This is a genomic window from Shewanella sp. JNE2 (assembly GCF_023159115.1).
GTDB classification, from domain to species: Bacteria; Pseudomonadota; Gammaproteobacteria; order Enterobacterales; family Shewanellaceae; genus Shewanella; species Shewanella putrefaciens.
This window is the reverse complement of sequence record NZ_CP096169.1, coordinates 1,146,590-1,166,383: the sequence shown is the minus strand read 5'-3', so window position 1 is coordinate 1,166,383 and position 19,794 is coordinate 1,146,590. Positions and strand designations below refer to the sequence as shown.

Here is a 19,794-nt window from a genome sequence, read left to right as displayed (position 1 = left end):
AATAGCCCATCTATCCAAGCCTTTTTTTATATCTATTCTTTAAGTGATTTCATTTGTAACAGCTTAACACCTGCAACCTAGAAACCAGTGTTATTGGTAAGCATACTGTACAGACTCTGCATTTTTCCCTTACATTTTTATTATTATGTACAACTCACTTGTGCCTCTCCGCTTAAGCATTTTCGCGCTAATACTAATATAAAATCAATTTCAAGGGACTCAAAATAATTGGATTGGATATTATGTTTCATCCTATCCGTTGCCCGCCAAGCATAGGGGGTCATATCCAGTAATGTTAAAGCCTGCTCACCCGTCACTGACAAGGTAAAATGCAGGGTTTGAGTTTCTATTATCAATAATCCAGACGGCAAATTTATTTGCACCGTCTTTTCGGCTAAATCAGGATAGATATATTCTTTCAATTGCCATAAATGTCTAGCTCCCGGCAACACTAACAACATGAGCCCATCTTCTTTGAGCACACGCACAGACTCCTTACCCTTAAGCGGTTTATCTATCACTGTAATAACATCAATACAATTGTCGCTAAAAGGTAATACTTTGGAGGTACTCAAACATAAGATCCCTGGTGTTTGTGCCTTAGCAGCAGAAAATATTGTATTTTCAGCATCTGCAACGCCCACGTATTGAATCGTTAATCCCTTTGCAATATCAGTCAACTTGGATGATAAAGCGCGTAAATAGAAACCTTCAGCACACTCATAATCCAACAAACTTATATCATCTTGCAATGAACCGACGAGCATTTCGGCCATTTTATCAATTAACGGCGCAAAAATACCTGACTCTAACAGAAAGCGTTTAGCCCGCACCTGCTGACGAGAATCGCCTGTTGGCTTTTGTCTTTGCGGCTTAGTAAAAACCCAATAGCCTTGTTCACTTTTATCGAAATGATGTTTATTTGTACAGTGAAAACCCTGCGATGATTGATGCTGCTGTAATGACAGACCACATGTCGGACATTGAAATTTAAGACTCATGGTTAGCTCCAAAAAAGGGCAATACTTAAAAATGTAAAAATCGGGTACTTAGACCCGATTCTTCAAAAGGTTCGCAAAAAGAAATTACAGAAATATAAATCCACATAACACCGCGCCAAGTATAAGGCGGTAAATAACGAAAGGTGTCATCCCCATGCGACTGATTATTTTTAAGAAATAATGAATACAAAGGTATGCGGCAACAAAAGAGACCAAAGTTCCTAAAGTAAGCGCCTGATAATCAATAGGAAGTGAACTTTCAGATAGATCTTTACCCACTAAAATGGCTGCGCCTAAACTCACAGGAACAGACATTAAGAATGAAAATCGGGCGGCAGCATCACGACTTAAACCCAGCATGAGCGCAGCAGTCATTGTAGCGCCAGAGCGTGAAGTTCCAGGAATTAATGCCAGTGCCTGTGCAAAACCAATCAATAATGCCTTACGCCATCCGGTTTGATAAACAGTTAAATCTTGATGTGACATCTTATCTGCCCACCAAAGCAATAAGCCAAAAACGATAGTGGTAACAGCAATCACTTCAGCACTGCGTAGATGCGTTTCAATAAAATCTTTTGCCATAAAACCAAAAAAAACTGCAGGTAGTGTTGCAAGAATTATCCACCAAGCCAGTTTACTGTCATCTGACTGTTTACCTTTAAAAATACTGGCAATCCAAGCTGTAAACATGTTCCACAATTCATGTCTAAAATAAATCACCACCGCAAGTAACGAGCCAGTGTTTACAGCCACATCAAAGGATAATCCTTGATCTTCCCAGCCTAACAGCTCAGCGGGTAAAATTAAGTGTGCAGAACTTGATATAGGAAGAAACTCAGTTAACCCTTGAATTAACGCTAAAATAATTACCTGAAACGTATCCATGACAACCCTATCAATAAATTAAAACGTCAGCCCACAGGGCCATTCAAACGTCACAGGCCAAAGTCGCTGTGAATCTTTGTCGTAGTCATTCCACAATTTTGCATAGGTTTGGTGGACTAAGGGGTGAACGAGATTTGGAGCTAACTCCGCTAAAGGCCACAATACAAAAGCGTTATTAACTATCTCGGCCCGGGGTAACACCACTGGAATTTGACATACAATGTCATCATAAAGTAACAAATCTAAATCTAATGTTCTTGGGCTGAACTTCTTTGCACCAACAAGACGGCCGTGATTTTGCTCGATTTGCTTAAACTGCGCAACTACCGTAGCAATATTCAAATCGGTTTCAGCGCTTGCCACCATATTTAAAAAATTTGTGCCACTAAACCCAACCGCTTCACTCTCATACATAGAAGAAAGCCTGAGTGGACCAAAGCATTCTCTGAGTGACAGTAACCCTGCCTGCAAATGCTGAACGGGCTCAATATTACTACCTAAACTAATGTAAATACGTGCCATGCTGTTGTCCGAACCGTCTTTAAACGACTATACACTCGTCACTATTATTCATTGAACATTACTACATAGACGCAGTAATAAACGTTAACGTGAACGCTCAATTTCAACGCCAACAGAAGCTGCTGTAGCAACTGCACCGGGTTTCATCACCACCACTTTGACCCAAACCACGTTAAACTCGCTAATTAAACAGTCGGCAACACGTTCTGCAACGGTTTCAATAAGTTCAATGGGTCGCTCGGTAATAAGCTGAGTAATCCGTGTAGACACTGTTTCATAACAGAGCGCAAACTGATAATCATCACTTGCAGCGGCGGGTTTGTTATCCCAAGCCATATCTAAATCTAAAAATAAGCTCTGTTGGATTGTCTTCTCCCAATCATAGACACCAATCACAGTATCGACTCGTAATTGTCTTATAAGTACCTTATCCATATTGTCTCCAACTAACCTATTACTAAGAGGTCTGATAAGCTAAGCGTGATTGAGTCGGTATAATTCGCAATATTCTGAGAGATAACTAATTTACTTTCTACTCGAGCCAATCCGAAGTAGGATAACCTCCTAAAAGGATTTGTTCGTTCAGAAATGCTATCTACTTTCGACTGCGGAGTTATCGCTTTAGCCCATGACTGAATATACAAGCCAAACAGGCTTTTAAATTGTTGCGCGATAATACCTTAAGACGCGTAAGGAAACCAATGTGAGTCAATTAACACTGACACTTTTGATGATTGTGTCCGCCTATTTGGCAGGTTCTATCTCAAGTGCTGTGCTGGTCTGTAGGATGAGAGGTCTACCCGATCCAAGATCCGAAGGTTCGGGGAACCCTGGAGCGACGAATGTACTGCGGATCGGCGGTGCCAGTTCGGCCGCCATGGTGCTATTTTTTGATATGCTTAAAGGTGCGCTGCCCACTTATCTTGCTTATTTAATGGGTATCGATGCCATTTCCCTTGGGCTGATTGCCATTGCGGCATGTCTTGGTCATATCTATCCCATTTTTTTTGGTTTTAAAGGGGGAAAAGGAGTCGCAACAGCCTTTGGAGCCATGGCACCGATTGGAGATGATCTTGCTATCTGCCTTATGGCTTCATGGGTAGTGTTATTGCTAATCAGTCGCTACTCATCCCTCGCCGCTATTATTACGGCCTTACTAGCTCCTCTTTATACTTGGTGGTTAGACGAACGATTTACCATTCCCGTTGCCATGCTATCGACGCTTATCATTATTCGTCATAAAGACAATATCCAACGGCTACTTAAAGGTGAAGAGTCAAAGGTATCGCGTAAAAAACGTCCTAAAAATCCTTAATCAACATCGTAAATTTATCAACGAAAACTGCGCCTTAAGCGCAGTTTTTATCGACTATAAGATGTTTAATTAAAATGATTAGAACAGCGGTGGCAAAGTGTCTAGCGGCCACCTTGGTTGACCTTTTACCGCAAGATCTTCACGCTGCCCAGCCTTTAAACGCTGCAACCCTGCATAGGCAATCATTGCACCATTGTCGGTGCAAAACTCTCCTCTAGGATAATAAACTTTCCCACCAATTGAAGTCATCACTTCAGCTAGCGTTGCCCGTAAACGGGTATTGGCACTGACACCACCGGCGATCACTAAACGGTTATAGCCTGTTAGCTTTAAGGCTCTGCGGCACTTAATTGCTAAAGTATCAACCACCGCTTCTTCAAAGGCTCTAGCGATATTGGCGCGGGTCTGCTCATCATCAGGCTCTGCGGCTATCGTATTTGCCGTAAATGTCTTTAGGCCTGAAAAGCTAAAATCCAGACCAGGCCTATCCGTCATTGGACGGGGAAACTGATAGCCAGCGGGAACTCCTGTAGCGGCTAACTTAGCAAGTCTTGGGCCTCCTGGATAATCTAAGCCCATCAATTTAGCCGTTTTGTCAAAAGCTTCACCTGCAGCATCATCCACAGACTCACCTAAGACTTCATAAAGGCCAATGCCATCGACTTTAACCAGCATGGAATGGCCACCTGAAACCAACAAGGCAACAAAGGGAAACTCAGGTGCATCCTCTTCAAGCATAGGTGCGAGCAGATGCCCTTCCATATGGTGCACACCAATAGCAGGCTTATTCCAAGCAAAGGCAAGCGAACGTCCAACGCAAGCTCCAACTAAGAGCGCACCAATTAAACCTGGGCCTTTAGTGTAAGCAATACCATCTAAATCGGCGATTTTAGTATCAGCATTTTTTAAGGCTTGGCGAATAAGCGGCACAATTTTACGAACATGGTCGCGGGAGGCTAACTCAGGCACCACACCACCGTAATCTGCATGCAACTTCACCTGACTATATAGAGCATGGGATAACAACCCTAGCTTATCGTCATAGACGGCAATACCTGTCTCATCACAGGATGTTTCAATACCTAAAACCCGCATGGTGCCTCATCAAAAATAACCAAAGGGCGCTAATTCTACCTGCATGTCAATAATTACTCCAGCCATAGAGGCCTTATCTTACCCAGCAACCCAAAAGCTGAACTCAGTATTAGGGCTTTACAAGCCCTATGGTCTCGGTATAAAATTCCGCACCATTTTAAATAGACTTGGTTCGAGCAATTGAACCAGAACAACCTACACCTAAGGGGTGATGGCGTATGCCAATTATTAAAGTACGTGAAAACGAACCATTCGACGTAGCTCTACGTCGTTTCAAGCGCTCTTGTGAAAAAGCAGGTATTTTAGCTGACGTGCGTGCTCGTGAATTCTACGAGAAGCCAACTACTGCACGTAAGCGCGCAAAAGCGGCTGCAGTTAAACGTTTAGCTAAAAAGCTTTCTCGCGAAAACGCACGTCGCGTACGTTTATACTAATCTCTTATGAGCCTAATTGATCAGCTAAAAGACCATATGAAACAAGCCATGATCGCCAAAGAGAAGGTGAGATTGGGTACTATTCGTATGGCATTAGCCGCCATCAAACAGATTGAAGTGGATACCCGCGAATCTCTGACTGATGAGCAGGTTATAGCGGTCTTAACCAAAATGGTGAAACAACGTCGCGATTCGATTGCTCAATTTGAAGCAGCGGGACGTAACGAGTTGGCCGAAGCGGAAGCAGCAGAGATTCAAGTTATTGAAACTTTCCTGCCAACTCCCCTCTCAGAGGCGGAAATCGCAGCGTTCATCGATGCAGCTATTGTTGAAATAGGTGCATCCTCCATGGCGGATATGGGCAAAGTAATGGGAGCATTAAAACCTAAAGTTCAAGGACGTGCAGACATGGGCGCTATCGGCGCTATGATCCGCGCAAAATTGCAATAATTAGCGTTTCAATGTATGAACAAGCCGTGCCTATGCGCGGCTTGTTTGTTTAAATTCGCTTTAGGCTAGATTTTAAGCACTTAATGGCAATACCTCGTGATTTTATCAATGAGCTGATCGCTCGCACCGACATAGTCGAGCTAATCGATCGTAAGGTGCCCTTGAAAAAGGCGGGTAAGAACTACTCTGCCTGTTGCCCTTTTCATAGCGAAAAATCACCTTCTTTCACCGTTAGCCGGGATAAACAGTTCTATCATTGCTTTGGCTGCGGTGCCCATGGCAATGCTATCGATTTTGTAATGGAATACGATCGACTCGATTTTATTGATGCCATAGAAGATCTGGCTGGACAACTTGGCTTAGAAGTCCCAAGAGAACAAGGTACCGGCAAACGCCATGATGATGGTTTAAGCCGAGACTTATACCAATTAATGGAAGAAGCGAGCCGCTACTTTCAAAACCAGCTTAGACAACACCAAGATAAACAAAAAGTTATCGATTACCTCGCCTATCGCGGCTTATCCGATGATGTAGTAGAACATTTTGGTATTGGCTTTGCACCCGATGGCTGGGACGGTTTATTGGGACGCTATCGTCAGAATCAAGATGCGCAGGATAAGTTACTGACCGCTGGCATGTTAATAGCCAACGACAATGGCAAGCGTTACGACCGATTTCGCGATCGTCTTATGTTCCCGATCCGAGATAGGCGTGGGCGAGTTATTGGTTTTGGTGGCAGAGTTTTAGGTGATGGCACCCCAAAATACTTGAATTCGCCAGAAACGCCCATATTTCATAAGGGCAATGAACTCTATGGTTTATACGAGCTAAAACAGCGCCATCGCGATCCAGATAAAGTGCTGATTGCTGAAGGCTATATGGATGTGGTCGCATTGGCGCAATTTGGCGTCGATTATGCGGTCGCCTCATTAGGCACTTCGACCACAGCAGAGCAATTTCAGTTATTACTGCGCAGTGCTAAAGAAGTGGTCTGCTGTTACGACGGTGACCGAGCAGGTACAGAAGCCGCATGGCGCGCCTTAGAGACCGCATTGCCGCTATTAAAACCGGGGGATCAAGTCCGATTTATGTTCCTGCCTCAGGCCGAAGATCCTGATTCTATGGTGCGTAAAATTGGTAAAGAAGCATTTGAAACCTTAATGGGCAGTGCAATAGCACTACCCGAGTTTCTATTTGATACCTTAGCGACTAAATATGGTACTGATAAAAGTAATTTAGCGAAACAAGCCTTTATTTTGATTGAGAAGATTCAAGATACTGTGCTGCAAAACTTACTGCTTGAGAACTTAGCTCACAAGCTGGGTATGAATAGCTCTGAAGATATGAAAAAAAAGCTAGGTTTTAGTGTCAAACAAACTAAAACAGTAGCAAAACAAGGATTAAAAGGACGTGGTACACCATTGCGCCTCGCCATCGCACTGTTAGTACAACATCCTCAGCTGGGACTGGGTTTACCCCCACAACCCGCACTTAACCATCTGCAGATGCCAGGCATTGATTTGCTGCCACTGCTGTTGGATTTAACTCGAGAGCAAAGGTTAAACAGCGCACAACTACTTGAACAATTCAGAGACAATCCCCACAGTGGGGCGCTCCATAAATTGGCCCAATGGGACCATCAAGTGGCGGATGAAAACCTGCTCGAAAAGTTTAAACAAACCCTAGTTTGGTTGAACAATCAATATATTGAACAACGATACCAGGAATTGAGTCTCAAACAGACTCATACTAAAGAAGAAAAGATACAGCTACAGAAGCTGATCTCAGTCATGAAAGGATTAAACTGAGGCAAAAATGTCCTCATTCACTATCCCAGTGACTAGCACAGATATGTGCACACGGCTATAATTGACGATTTGCGCGGCACTTAAGCTTATTTAGCTAATTGTCCGTCGTTGTAACAGTTTCCCAACTTGGATGATATCTATGGATCATACTCCGCAGTCGCAACTCAAGCTGTTGCTTGCCAAAGGTAAAGAGCAAGGTTACTTAACCTATGCAGAAGTGAACGATCACTTACCTGCAGACATGGTCGATTCTGACCAGATCGAAGATATTATCCAGATGATAAATGACATGGGTATTCGGGTATTTGAAGAAGCTCCCGATGCCGATGACATGATGATGTCGGAAGACAACACAGACGAAGATGCAGCAGAAGAAGCCGCGGCTGCCCTAGCCACAGTTGAAAGTGAGCTTGGCCGCACAACGGATCCAGTACGCATGTATATGCGTGAAATGGGTACGGTTGAGCTTCTGACTCGTGAAGGCGAAATTGTGATCGCCAAACGCATTGAAGAAGGCATTAATACCGTTCAAAGCTCTGTCGCCGAATACCCACAAGCGATCGCGATGATCCTTGAACAATTCGACCAATTCGAAGCCGATGAACTGCGCCTGTCTGATATTATCTCTGGATTTGTCAACCCGGATGAAGAAGACGTAGCACCCACTGCAACACATATTGGCTCTGAACTGTCAGATGAAGACCTCGATGATGAGGACGATGAAGATGAAGACGATGAAGACGCAGATGAAGAAGATGATGCCAACAAAGGCCCAGATCCTGAAGAAGCCCGCGAACGCTTTAGTCAACTAAGAGCCGCCTATGAAAATGCGCTGAAAATCATCGAAGCTAAAGGACGTGAACATCCAGAGTCTGTCAAAGCGCTTTTTGAAATCGGTGAAATCTTCAAAGAATTCCGTTTAGTCCCTAAACAATTTGATCGTTTAGTGAAAAGCATGCGTTCTATGATGGATCGCGTACGCGTACAAGAACGCTTGGCGATGAAGCTTTGTGTTGAACAAGCTAAAATGCCAAAGAAAAACTTTGTGAAGTTTTTCACTGGAAATGAAACTAATCTCGATTGGTTCCATGCAGAAAAAGCCTCAAACAAACCTTATGCCGAAGGCCTAAGAATGGTTGAGGAAGACGTACTACGTTGCCGTAGCAAGCTTGCCGCCGTTGAAGAAGAAACCGGCTTAGCTATTTCAGCAATCAAAGATATCAACCGTCGCATGTCAATTGGTGAAGCTAAAGCACGCCGTGCGAAGAAAGAAATGGTTGAGGCCAACTTACGTCTGGTTATTTCTATCGCGAAGAAATACACCAACCGCGGTCTGCAATTCTTAGATCTTATCCAAGAAGGTAATATCGGCTTGATGAAAGCCGTGGATAAGTTCGAATACCGTCGTGGTTACAAGTTCTCGACCTATGCCACTTGGTGGATCCGTCAGGCGATTACCCGTTCTATCGCTGACCAAGCGCGTACCATCCGTATTCCGGTGCATATGATCGAAACGATCAACAAGCTAAACCGTATTTCTCGTCAAATGCTACAGGAAATGGGCCGTGAGCCGTCCCCTGAAGAACTGGCAGAACGTATGATGATGCCGGAAGACAAGATCCGTAAAGTGCTTAAAATCGCTAAAGAACCTATCTCCATGGAAACCCCTATTGGTGACGATGAAGATTCGCATTTAGGTGATTTTATCGAGGATACCACCCTCGAATTACCGCTTGATAGCGCCACCAGCGAAAGTTTGAAGAGTGCAACCCATGAAGTGCTCGCAGGCTTAACAGCCCGTGAAGCCAAAGTATTGCGCATGCGTTTTGGTATCGATATGAACACTGACCACACGCTTGAAGAGGTGGGTAAACAGTTTGACGTTACCCGTGAACGTATTCGTCAAATTGAAGCTAAAGCATTACGTAAGTTACGCCACCCTTCACGTTCAGAGATCTTGAAATCTTTCTTAGATGAATAGATAACCTGTCTGACAAACAAGCCCTGCCCTGTGCAGGGCTTTTTATTACATAACCATATGTCGTTAAAATATAGATTAAAAACAAGCAAATATTCACTGTATTGACTGATATGATCGCGATTTAAAGCCTGATTGACCTCTAATACTCATCTGATCTGATTAACAGATAACCAATTGAATCAATTGCGTGAATTTCACCCTAAAACACGGGTGACAAGCGCAAATAAGCTTAGTATACTTCCACCCGCTTTAGGTAATGACGATTACCTTAAGTCGGCCCCTTAGCTCAGTTGGTTAGAGCACACGACTCATAATCGTTAGGTCCACGGTTCAAGTCCGTGAGGGGCCACCACCCAATTCAACAAAAAAGCCCATTAATTCAATGGGCTTTTTTGTATCTAAATATTATCTCACGCCATAAAAGCAACCCTTCGACCGATGCTTAACGATCAACACATATCAAAGGGTCTACTGCTATTCAAAGAGTCCTCTATAAATACCTAGGTTTTTAACTTACCTAACTGTTCATGCTGTTGTTTCACTAAGTCAGCTAAGACCACACTGCTTTGCTGTGCTTCGCCCGCAAGGCGGGCAAGCTCGGATGCTGAATCTGAGATCCCTGTGATATTTCGGTTTACTTCTTCCGTGACAGCACTTTGCTCTTCTGCAGCGGCAGCAATATGGGTGATCTGTCCTGATATTTCTTCGATTTGGCTGACCATTGAGTTTAGTGAAGCAAGCGCCTGTTCAGTTTGCAATACTGCCATTTGTGCGCGCTCAGCACCTTTATCTATAATACCCGATGCACTATGTACTTCTTTTTGCAGTGCATCAATAAGCACACTGATATCATCAGTTGAGCTTTGCGTCTTAGATGCTAATGCCCTAACCTCGTCAGCGACAACCGCAAAACCTCGGCCTTGCTCCCCAGCTCTCGCTGCCTCAATCGCTGCGTTTAAAGCGAGTAAATTAGTTTGCGCGGCAATAGAGCTAATGACCTCAAGGATACGGCTGATATTTGTGCTGCTTTCGGCCACTTTACTCACAGCCATTTTGGCTTGCATAGACTCCTGCGACATGGTTGCCACAAAATCCATCGCCTTAGTTAAACTCTCTTCACTTAAGCGAATATTACGTGACATAGCCTCGGTTTCAGATGCCGTTTGCTCCGAAGCTTTAGCGACTTCGAGCGCCGTGGCACTCATTTCGTTAACGGCTGTCACCACACTCTCAATTTCACCATACTGGCGATGGACACTATCACGGGTCAGTTGGGCAATTTGAGCCGATGATTGACTCTCTTGCTGGGTGCGACTTGCAAGAATTTTTAACTCAGCAATAAGATTTTTTAACTTATAGATAAAGGAGTTAAATCCTTTGCCTAATGCAATAAGCTCTGCGTGCGCATCCACCTCAATCGATTGAGTCAAATCACCTTCAGCACTGGCTAAATGTTCAACACGACCTTGGATCATTTTAAGTGGAGAGATAATGCTACGAATGACAAGGCTGATTGTGATTACTGAAACCACAGAAACCACTAATCCCACAATCAACAGTAAACTACCAAGAGAAGTAGCCATTTCATCCATATTTTTATCTAGTTCAATTGACGCTTTAAAGGCTTGTGCCTTAGGTACTTGAATGACAAGTGACCATTCCGCGTTAGCTAGGGGAATTTTGATAGGATAAGCAACGATAATTTCATCGTCATTCATTATGTACTTAGTATTTTTATGGAGCGAAATAATTTGTGCCGCCAGTGTAGGATCAATTGATTCTGATAAAGGTCGGGCTTTCTTACTATAATGACTCGCTGCCACAACTAAACCTCGATGACTCAATAAGGTCACCTTAGCTTGCCCGTCGTAAAGGCTTCTAGATAAAGTGTCAATCAAAGACTGGAATACGGGTAAATTAACGTCAACACCAACGACCCCGATAAACTGTTTATGCTTAAGCACAGGGACAGTGAGTGATGTCATTAACATATTATTACCAGGAGTAATTTCGTCTAAATAGGGCTCCATCAAACACGGTTTTAAGGTTTCTTTCGCACAGAGATACCATTCTGCATCACGGATCCCAAACTCGTTCACGGTAGTGAGGTATTTTTCTGATGAATCATCGACTTGTTGGTGAACAACGCTACCATCATCATTACGAATATAATAAATTTCTAACACACCAGATGAAGCAACACTGTGACTTATCGGCACATTTAAAAATTCACTATCCAGCCCATCATATCCATTAGGTTCAAATTGAGCATACATGGAAGATGTTTGTGCATTTTTCTTCAAAACAGCAGCAACTGAAAGTTCTAAGCGATCACGCTTTAACGGTAACTCCTCAGCAGTACTTTCAAGCATTCCCGCAAAAGAATAGGGAATACGATAAGACTCATTAATAAAGCCCGCGACCATTGCCCCATACTCCCCCGCGCGCCCTTCCAGCTTATCGCGAGTTTCATTCTGAAGGGATGTTTGTACTTGGTCAGATAATTGAGAATTTTGCTCTGATAAGGTCCACCAGAGACTCAGGGACAAGATAGCAACAATTGATAAAAACAGCGCAGATGTGATCCATAACAACTTAGTACTGATGGACAAATACTTCATCGAGTAAACTCCCAAGAAAACGACTGTAGGGTAATAATTTTGATCTGATTAATTTTTATATTGGCTTACCTGCCTTAAAAATAGCACTCCATCTAGGTATTACCAGTGATCAAGATAGATATTTGTTAATCATAAGTAAAATATTTGAAAGGCAACCGCCTAATAATGCGGCAAAGCTCGATAAGCTTCGTTAAATCCGCCCCTCTATTTATTAATCTCAACTTAAAATACATAAATTGATTTGTAACAAAGTCTTTTATGCCGCTTAGCACCATTGGTTTGCAATCCTTATCGCCTTATACTCTTGCCCTCAAACACAAAACAACAAAAATGGAAGCAAGCTATATGACTCTTGGTACCAATCAGGTAAGCAAGACACATTCATTTATGACTGTGTCTCTTATTGAATTATGGGAACGCTTTGGTTATTACGGCATGCAAGCGCTGATTGTCTACTTTATGGTGCAGCGCCTTGGCTTTGATGACTCACGTGCAAACTTAGTCTGGAGTGCTTGTGCGGCACTCATTTATGTATCACCGGCCATCGGCGGTTGGGTTGGGGATAAAATTCTCGGCACCAAACGCACTATGCTGCTCGGAGCGGGGATCCTCTCTCTGGGTTATGCGCTAATGGCCGTACCCACTGAAAATACGTGGTTTATGTTCTCTGCGCTCGGCGTGATTGTGGTCGGTAACGGCCTATTCAAACCGAACGCGGGCAACTTAGTCCGTAAAATCTATGAAGGTGACGATTCTAAAATCGACAGTGCTTTTACCATCTATTATATGGCGGTAAACGTAGGTTCAACCTTCTCCATGTTACTCACGCCTTGGATTAAAGATTACGTTAACGCCCAGTATGGCAACGAATTTGGCTGGCATGCAGCCTTTGCCGTATGCTGTGTAGGCTTACTTGTCGGTTTAGGTAACTATGCGCTTATGCATAAGAGCCTAGCAAACTATGGATCTGAGCCTGATACGCGCCCAGTCAACAAGAAGAACCTTGCCATTGTATTAATACTCTCAGCACTTTCCGTGGTCGCATCGGCGATTATTCTTGAATATGAAGATGTTGCCCGTGTATTCGTTTATGCCGCGGGTGTGGCTGTGTTAGGGATTTTCTTCCATTTGATTCGTACCAGTGAACCAAGTGAGCGCGCTGGACTTATCGCGGCGCTTATTCTCACGGTGCAAACGGTATTCTTCTTTATCTTCTATCAACAAATGTCAACGTCACTTGCCCTCTTTGCGCTACGTAACGTCGATTGGGATTTCCAAGTTTTTGGTACTCATTTATGGACTTGGTCTCCTGCACAGTTCCAAGCACTTAACCCAATCTGGATCATGGTGTTAAGCCCTGTTCTGGCGTGGAGTTATTCGTGGGCAGGTCGCAATGATAAAGACTTTTCTATCGCGGCGAAGTTTGCACTTGGTTTTGCCGTTGTGGCGATTGGCTTCTTTATCTATGGTTTTGCAGGTCAATTTGCCGTCAATGGTAAAACCTCCTCATGGATCATGATCTGGGGTTATGCCTCTTACTCTTTAGGTGAACTGCTCGTGAGCGGCTTAGGTCTTGCGATGATTGCTCGCTATGTACCTGCGCGCATGGGGGGCTTTATGATGGGCGCCTATTTTGTGGCATCAGGCATTTCACAATATTTAGGTGGGGTTGTCGCCAACTTTGCCAGTGTGCCACAGGATTTAGTCGATCCACTGCAAACCTTACCTGTGTATACCAGTCTATTCAACAAATTAGGGATTGCAGCCGTGGTTTGTACCTTTATCGCCTTAGCCGTATTGCCGCTAATGCGTCGCCTAACGGACAGCCACCATTCACATAATGTGATTGATGATGACAGTGCCGCTGCATCACTGCGCGATGTAAAAGCCGAGCAGTAATGCTTAACTGGCGATAGCCAATGATCTTTACATAACATCAACTGCCGATAGCCCTGCTATCGGCAGTTTTTTATCACCTCATTCAACATCGTTTATACCCTTATATTGCTACTCATAACCAAATGAGCTTTAGCAAAAGTCATGCAATCCCACTGTGACTGGCTTAGCGCTGAGTTGCTGAGAATAAGAACTTCAGTTCCACATTATCACCTCCCACACGCGGATGACTTCAGCCCCTCGATTTGTTACAAAGCGAATACACACTCAGTTTAATGGCGCTGCTCAAGTGCAAACTCACATTGAATAACGAATGAAATAACCAAAGGGAAAGTGTTATCCGTTAAAGCTTGAGAAGTCGTGTCGTTAGCCCCATATCAATAACACTGAATACCTTTTATTCATCAAGACTGAGCCGTTAACGCTTTTTCTTAGCAATGAGCCTAGCAACAACAAAACGCCTAACACTGTTAGCACCTCTTGTTGTCGCTAGCAAAAACGGCAGTCACTTGGAGACACTATGTCACAACAGACATCAATATTGGCCGACATTCCCTTCTCGCTATTGGAACTCGCGCCCATGCGCCAAGGATCAACCGTGGGTGAAACGCTGCACAACAGTTTGCAGTATGCCAAGGAAGCCGACCGGCTCGGCTTTAATCGTTTCTGGTTTGCCGAACACCATAATATGCCCGGTATCGCCAGCTCCGCGACCTCTGTATTAATTGGCTATATAGCGGGGAATACCGAGCGTATTCGCGTCGGTGCGGGTGGCATTATGCTGCCAAACCATGCGCCGTTAGTGGTCGCCGAACAGTTCGGCACCCTTGAAAGCTTATATCCTGGTCGAATCGATTTAGGACTAGGGCGCGCGCCCGGCAGCGATCAAATTACCAGCCGAGCACTGAACCGTGATAGCAATCGCGCCGAACAATTCCCTGAAGAAGTCAGTGAATTACAAACTCTACTTGGCCCTTACAATGGTCGCCATGCGGTGCGAGCGATTCCCGGAGAAGGCACTAATGTACCCATTTGGTTATTGGGCTCGAGTCTTTTTAGTGCACAGTTAGCGGCGCAGCGCGGCTTACCCTATGTGTTTGCGGGCCACTTTGCACCACGTTTTCTCTACGACGCGATTGAAATCTATCGCCGCGACTTTAAACCTTCTCAAGTGCTTGATAAACCCTATGTGATGCTCGGCTTGCCGTTAGTTGCCGCCGATACAGATGAAGAGGCCCAATATTTGGGCACGACCTCAAAACAGCGCGTGTTAGCGCTTATCCGTGGTCACGAGTTATGGTTAAAGCCACCGGTTGACACTATGGATGGCTTGTGGAGTGCGCAAGAAGAAACTTATGTCGATAACTTCTTAGGTTTATCTGTTACTGGTGGCCCAGCGACGATTAAGCATCGTTTGGAAATGATCGTCAAAGAACTCGGCGTGAATGAGCTTATCTTCACCAATGACTTGTATGACCTTGATAAACGCAAGAAGGCATTGCAGATCCTAATGGAGATTAAACAGTAGCGATTCATTTAACTGATGAGTGCTGAAAGTCACTGGCAGTAAAAACAGCCAATTTCAAAACAATCGCCCCCTAATAAAAATCCCGCCGAAGCGGGATTTTTATTATGTATAACTTTCATCTAAAACAAATTTCAAATCAAAACCGCATTAGCTTTTCAGTACAGCATCGAAACTGGCTTTAAGAATACCAAGACCCGCATCAATTTGTGCATCCGGCGCCGTTAATGGCACCAAAATACGCAGCACATTACCGTAAGTGCCGCAGGACAATAAAATCAATCCACGGTCACGGGCATCACTCAACACTTGCGCGCAATAGTGCGGCGCGGGTTTACCTTCTTCCATCAGTTCGATGGCGATCATGGCACCTAAACCGCGCACGTCGGCGATTTGTGCATGTTCGACCTGCATCATATTCAGTGCAGACTTAATACGCTCGCCTATAGCATTGGCGCGGTCTAACAGCTTTTCTTCTTCGAACACTTCAATAACAGCAAGTGCTGCGGCGCAGGCTAACGGATTGCCGCCATAGGTGCCACCTAAGCCTCCGGGGCCAACTGCATCCATCACCTCGGCGCGACCAGTAATGCCTGAAAGTGGGAAACCACCCGCTATGGATTTAGCAAAGGTCGTGATATCTGCAGCAACCCCCATTTGCTCCATGGCGAAGAAAGTGCCAGTACGACCCGCCCCCGTTTGCACTTCATCGGCGATAAGCATTATGCCTTCACGGTCGCATAGTGCCCGCAGGCGCTGCATAAAAGCGGGCGATGCGGCGTAAAAACCGCCCTCACCCTGCACAGGTTCGAGAATAATTGCGGCGATATCACTTGGCTCGGCATCATTTTTAAAGATACGTTCAATCGAGGCCATAGCATCGTCATCGGACACGCCGTGCATTTCGCACGGGAACTCAGCGCGGAACACATTCGCCGACATCAGCCCCATACCTTTACTGTAAGGCGCGACTTTTCCGGTCAATGCCAAGGCTGCGATAGTGCGACCATGGTAACCAGAGGTGAACGCAATCACGCCAGCACGTTTAGTGTAGGCGCGAGCCACTTTAACCGCGTTTTCAACCGCTTCTGAGCCGCTGGTGAATAATGCCGTCTTCTTAGCAAAATCCCCAGGTACCAGTTGATTGAGTTTTTCACATACTTTGATATAGCTCTCGTAACCGAGCACCATAAAACAGGTATGGGAGAAATTATCGAGTTGAGCAGCAACCGCCGCCTTAACCTTAGGGTGAAGATGACCCGTATTGAGCACGGCAATGCCGCCCGCAAAATCGATAAACTCGCGACCTTCAACATCCCATACGGTCGCATTTTCGGCGCGCGCAGTAAAAATAGGGTGTATTTGCCCGACACCACCCGCAACCGCGGCTTGGCGACGTGCCATCAATGAATCATTGGTTGTTGTCATTTAGTGTTCCTCACTCGCCAAATCGGGCCGTATTAAACGGACATACAGATATATTTGATTTCTAAATATTCTTCGATGCCAAACTTAGAACCTTCGCGGCCCAGCCCTGAAGATTTAATCCCACCAAAGGGCGCGACTTCCGTCGAAATCAAACCAGTGTTAACGCCAACCATGCCGTATTCCAAGGCCTCGGCGACTTTCCAAACCAATGAAATATCGCGGCCATAGAAATAGGCGGCGAGGCCAAATTCAGTATCGTTAGCCTGTTTAATCACATCGTCGACATCACTGAATTTAAACAGCGGCGCGAGTGGCCCAAAGGTTTCTTCGCGGGCAACACGCATGCTTTTATCAACATTGGTGAGTACGGTTGGCTCGAAGAAATTACCGCCAAGATCGTGGACTTTGCCACCCGCGAGCACTGATGCGCCTTTTGCAATGGCATCAATAAGGTGACTTTGCACTTTCTCGACTGCGGCAGCATTGATCAGCGGGCCAGTCGTGACCCCCTCGTTGATACCCTCTCCAACCTTAAGCTTGCCCACAGCAGTGCTGAGTTTTAAGGCGAACTCGTCGTATACCCCGTCTTGCACATAAATACGGTTAGCGCAGACACAAGTTTGGCCGGCATTACGGTACTTAGCTATCATGGCGCCTTCAACGGCGGCATCGATATTGGCATCGTTAAATACGATAAATGGCGCATTGCCACCAAGCTCTAGCGACAGTTTTTTTAAGGTAGGCGCACATTGCGCCATTAATTTAATACCGATATTGGTTGAGCCCGTGAAGGATAATTTACGCACTATGGGATTAGCACACATTTCATTGCCAATCTGCACCGCATCACCCGTTAACACACTAAATACGCCCGCAGGAATACCGGCACGCTCAGCGAGTTCTGCCATCGCTAATGCGGTAAAGGGGGTTTGGTGCGCAGGTTTTACTACCATAGTGCAACCCGCAGCTAACGCTGGAGCGGCTTTGCGGGTGATCATCGCAGCAGGAAAGTTCCACGGCGTAATCGCGGCGGTTACACCGACAGGCTGCTTAATTACCATCAAGCGCTTATCCCCTTGATGCCCAGGAATGGTATCGCCATAAATACGTTTCGCTTCTTCGGCAAACCACTCGATAAACGAAGCGGCATAGGTTACTTCACCCTTGGCTTCTGCCAGCGGTTTACCCTGCTCAGTCGTCATGAGCAATGCTAAGTCATCACTGTTTTCATTGAGTAATTCAAACCAACGCCTTAACTTAGCGCCGCGCTCTTTGGCTGTGAGTGCGCGCCATGCAGGTAAAGCCGCTTCTGCCGCCTTAATCGCCATCTCAGTTTCAACTTGTCCCATATTAGGAACGTAGCCAATCACGGCATTGGTTGCGGGATTAACCACCTTTAGCGTGTCACCAGAAACGGCATCACACCATTGACCATTAATAAAAGACTGTTGACGTAGCAAACTCGGATCATTTAATTGCACAAGGATTTCCTCGTATTATGAAGCTACCTAGCTTCTTAAAAGTGATGATGTTAGAGACCTAGTTTGTCTCTTAACGTGTAATACCAAGCTCCAATAGCACTAAAAGGGACGCGAAGTGCGTGACCGCCGGGGAAAGGATAATGTGGCAATGCAGCAAAGGCATCGAAACGCGTGGCTTGACCGTTGAGCATTTCAGCCAGTAACTTGCCTGCTAGATGGGTATAAGTGACACCGTGGCCACTGCACCCCTGTGAATAATAGATGTTCTTACCGATACGACCGACCTGTGGCAGGCGCGACAGCGTCAGTAGGAAGTTACCCGTCCACGCATAATCGATCTTCACATCCTTTAATTGTGGGAAGGTTTTGAGCATGTTCGGAATAATGATCGATTTGATATCCGCCGGATCGCGGGCGCCATACACTACGCCGCCACCGTAAATCATCCGCTTGTCGCCAGACAGACGGAAATAATCGAGCAGATAGTTACAGTCTTCGACGCAGTAATCCTGTGGTAATAAGCTCGCAGCCAGATCGGCACTCAAAGGCTCTGTGGTGATCACTTGCGTGCCGCAGGGCATCGATTTTGCCTGCAGCTCTGGCATTAACTTACCTAGATAGGCGTTACCTGCCACGACCACAAACTTGGTTTTTACACTGCCCTGTGCCGTATGCACAACAGGGCTATCGCCCTCATCAACACGCAGCACAGCAGAGTCTTCAAAAATTTTACCGCCGAGGGATTCAACCGCGCGCGCTTCGCCTAGGGCTAAATTAAGCGGGTGAATATGACCACCGCTTTTATCCAGTAGTCCACCGACATAACGCTCAGTATTTACCACACCGCGAATGTCTTTAGCATCGAGAAGTTCGAGCTGATTAACATGGCCGTGGCTTTCCCACAGTTTTTTTTGATGACGTAGATGGCCCATTTGCTTTTCGTTCATAGCGGCAAACACACCGCCATCTTTTAGATCGCATTGAATATTATACTTAGCAATACGATCGCGGATGATTTGCCCGCCTTCAAAGGCCATCTGGCCAAAGAGTTTACCTTGTTCTTTACCGACTGTTTTTTCAATAGTATCAATGTCACGGCTATAACTATTAACGATTTGTCCGCCATTACGGCCCGAGGCGCCCCAGCCAATGCGAGCGGCTTCTAACACCACCACACTCATGCCTGATTCTAATAAATGCAGCGCAGCAGAAAGGCCGGTATAACCCGCGCCAATCACACAAACGTCGGCTTCAATCGATTCCTGTAGACGCGGACGCTCGACTTTATCGTTAGCCGATGCGGCGTAATATGATCCTGTGTGGGGTATGGCAGACATGTTGTTCCCTTGAAT

General features: G+C 45.3%; 16 protein-coding genes and 1 tRNA gene. 8 read left to right on the top strand and 9 right to left on the bottom strand.

The window, feature by feature from the left end:
• Positions 1-143: 143 nt before the first annotated feature.
• The 4 genes from MZ182_RS05285 to folB form a co-directional block, all read right to left on the bottom strand.
• Positions 144-1,001, bottom strand: a complete 858-nt coding sequence (locus MZ182_RS05285; protein ID WP_011918870.1) for a putative RNA methyltransferase — start codon at positions 999-1,001, stop codon at positions 144-146.
• A gap of 84 nt (positions 1,002-1,085) precedes the next feature.
• A complete protein-coding gene (locus MZ182_RS05280) occupies positions 1,086-1,886 on the bottom strand; it encodes an undecaprenyl-diphosphate phosphatase (protein ID WP_011790321.1) in 801 nt (266 codons plus the stop codon).
• A gap of 18 nt (positions 1,887-1,904) precedes the next feature.
• Positions 1,905-2,408, bottom strand: coding sequence for a 2-amino-4-hydroxy-6-hydroxymethyldihydropteridine diphosphokinase (folK, locus tag MZ182_RS05275; protein ID WP_248065590.1), 504 nt, complete (start codon positions 2,406-2,408; stop codon positions 1,905-1,907).
• Positions 2,409-2,492: 84 nt separating this feature from the next.
• The gene (folB, locus tag MZ182_RS05270) at positions 2,493-2,843 is read right to left on the bottom strand and encodes a dihydroneopterin aldolase (protein ID WP_011790323.1); all 351 of its coding nucleotides are present in this window, start codon (positions 2,841-2,843) and stop codon (positions 2,493-2,495) included.
• A gap of 268 nt (positions 2,844-3,111) precedes the next feature.
• On the opposite strand from folB, the gene plsY reads away from it, so the two are divergent.
• Positions 3,112-3,723 (top strand): glycerol-3-phosphate 1-O-acyltransferase PlsY, encoded by a 612-nt coding sequence (gene plsY / locus MZ182_RS05265; protein WP_011790324.1) that lies wholly within the window; start codon positions 3,112-3,114, stop codon positions 3,721-3,723.
• A gap of 78 nt (positions 3,724-3,801) precedes the next feature.
• Here plsY and tsaD read toward each other — a convergent pair whose 3' ends face one another.
• Positions 3,802-4,818 carry a tRNA (adenosine(37)-N6)-threonylcarbamoyltransferase complex transferase subunit TsaD gene (gene tsaD, locus MZ182_RS05260; RefSeq protein WP_011790325.1) on the bottom strand — a complete coding sequence of 339 codons (1,017 nt, stop codon included), beginning with the start codon at positions 4,816-4,818 and terminating at the stop codon, positions 3,802-3,804.
• Positions 4,819-5,036: 218 nt separating this feature from the next.
• Here tsaD and rpsU point away from each other — a divergent pair, with 218 nt between their 5' ends.
• The 5 genes from rpsU to MZ182_RS05235 all read left to right on the top strand — a co-directional run bounded on the left by rpsU (position 5,037) and on the right by MZ182_RS05235 (position 9,843).
• Entirely contained in the window at positions 5,037-5,252 is a 216-nt protein-coding gene (rpsU, locus tag MZ182_RS05255; protein ID WP_006080725.1) for a 30S ribosomal protein S21, read from the top strand.
• A gap of 6 nt (positions 5,253-5,258) precedes the next feature.
• Entirely contained in the window at positions 5,259-5,702 is a 444-nt protein-coding gene (locus MZ182_RS05250; protein ID WP_011790326.1) for a GatB/YqeY domain-containing protein, read from the top strand.
• 83 nt (positions 5,703-5,785) lie between these two features.
• The gene (dnaG, locus tag MZ182_RS05245; RefSeq protein WP_248065589.1) at positions 5,786-7,510 is read left to right on the top strand and encodes a DNA primase; all 1,725 of its coding nucleotides are present in this window, start codon (positions 5,786-5,788) and stop codon (positions 7,508-7,510) included.
• 139 nt (positions 7,511-7,649) lie between these two features.
• Positions 7,650-9,491 (top strand): RNA polymerase sigma factor RpoD, encoded by a 1,842-nt coding sequence (gene rpoD, locus MZ182_RS05240; RefSeq protein WP_014610094.1) that lies wholly within the window; start codon positions 7,650-7,652, stop codon positions 9,489-9,491.
• 275 nt (positions 9,492-9,766) lie between these two features.
• Positions 9,767-9,843, top strand: a tRNA-Ile gene (locus tag MZ182_RS05235).
• 148 nt (positions 9,844-9,991) lie between these two features.
• Here the strand turns inward: MZ182_RS05235 and MZ182_RS05230 are convergent.
• Entirely contained in the window at positions 9,992-12,112 is a 2,121-nt protein-coding gene (locus tag MZ182_RS05230; RefSeq protein ID WP_248065588.1) for a methyl-accepting chemotaxis protein, read from the bottom strand.
• Between the two features lie 345 nt (positions 12,113-12,457).
• Here MZ182_RS05230 and MZ182_RS05225 point away from each other — a divergent pair, with 345 nt between their 5' ends.
• Positions 12,458-14,011 (top strand): peptide MFS transporter, encoded by a 1,554-nt coding sequence (locus tag MZ182_RS05225; protein WP_014610092.1) that lies wholly within the window; start codon positions 12,458-12,460, stop codon positions 14,009-14,011.
• A gap of 517 nt (positions 14,012-14,528) precedes the next feature.
• Positions 14,529-15,536: an LLM class flavin-dependent oxidoreductase gene (locus MZ182_RS05220; RefSeq protein ID WP_248065587.1), complete on the top strand. Its 1,008-nt coding sequence runs from the start codon at positions 14,529-14,531 to the stop codon at positions 15,534-15,536.
• 147 nt (positions 15,537-15,683) lie between these two features.
• Here MZ182_RS05220 and gabT read toward each other — a convergent pair whose 3' ends face one another.
• The 3 genes from gabT to MZ182_RS05205 are packed head-to-tail and all read right to left on the bottom strand — an operon-like array spanning position 15,684 to position 19,779.
• Positions 15,684-16,961 carry a 4-aminobutyrate--2-oxoglutarate transaminase gene (gabT, locus tag MZ182_RS05215; protein WP_248065586.1) on the bottom strand — a complete coding sequence of 426 codons (1,278 nt, stop codon included), beginning with the start codon at positions 16,959-16,961 and terminating at the stop codon, positions 15,684-15,686.
• A 32-nt stretch (positions 16,962-16,993) separates the two neighbouring features.
• Complete coding sequence (gabD, locus tag MZ182_RS05210) at positions 16,994-18,442, bottom strand: NADP-dependent succinate-semialdehyde dehydrogenase (protein WP_011790333.1); 1,449 nt, start codon at positions 18,440-18,442, stop codon at positions 16,994-16,996.
• A 50-nt stretch (positions 18,443-18,492) separates the two neighbouring features.
• Positions 18,493-19,779, bottom strand: coding sequence for an NAD(P)/FAD-dependent oxidoreductase (locus MZ182_RS05205; RefSeq protein ID WP_248065585.1), 1,287 nt, complete (start codon positions 19,777-19,779; stop codon positions 18,493-18,495).
• Between the last annotated feature and the right edge of the window lie 15 nt (positions 19,780-19,794).

Coding starts and splice junctions, on each gene's coding strand:
- dnaG (WP_248065589.1), top strand. CDS start 5,786: ATGGCAATACCTCGTGATTTTATCAATGAGCTGATCGCTCGCACCGAC.
- tsaD (WP_011790325.1), bottom strand. CDS start 4,818: ATGCGGGTTTTAGGTATTGAAACATCCTGTGATGAGACAGGTATTGCC.
- rpoD (WP_014610094.1), top strand. CDS start 7,650: ATGGATCATACTCCGCAGTCGCAACTCAAGCTGTTGCTTGCCAAAGGT.
- MZ182_RS05225 (WP_014610092.1), top strand. CDS start 12,458: ATGACTCTTGGTACCAATCAGGTAAGCAAGACACATTCATTTATGACT.
- rpsU (WP_006080725.1), top strand. CDS start 5,037: ATGCCAATTATTAAAGTACGTGAAAACGAACCATTCGACGTAGCTCTA.
- MZ182_RS05230 (WP_248065588.1), bottom strand. CDS start 12,112: ATGAAGTATTTGTCCATCAGTACTAAGTTGTTATGGATCACATCTGCG.
- folB (WP_011790323.1), bottom strand. CDS start 2,843: ATGGATAAGGTACTTATAAGACAATTACGAGTCGATACTGTGATTGGT.
- MZ182_RS05280 (WP_011790321.1), bottom strand. CDS start 1,886: ATGGATACGTTTCAGGTAATTATTTTAGCGTTAATTCAAGGGTTAACT.
- MZ182_RS05285 (WP_011918870.1), bottom strand. CDS start 1,001: ATGAGTCTTAAATTTCAATGTCCGACATGTGGTCTGTCATTACAGCAG.
- MZ182_RS05250 (WP_011790326.1), top strand. CDS start 5,259: ATGAGCCTAATTGATCAGCTAAAAGACCATATGAAACAAGCCATGATC.
- MZ182_RS05205 (WP_248065585.1), bottom strand. CDS start 19,779: ATGTCTGCCATACCCCACACAGGATCATATTACGCCGCATCGGCTAAC.
- gabT (WP_248065586.1), bottom strand. CDS start 16,961: ATGACAACAACCAATGATTCATTGATGGCACGTCGCCAAGCCGCGGTT.
- folK (WP_248065590.1), bottom strand. CDS start 2,408: ATGGCACGTATTTACATTAGTTTAGGTAGTAATATTGAGCCCGTTCAG.
- MZ182_RS05220 (WP_248065587.1), top strand. CDS start 14,529: ATGTCACAACAGACATCAATATTGGCCGACATTCCCTTCTCGCTATTG.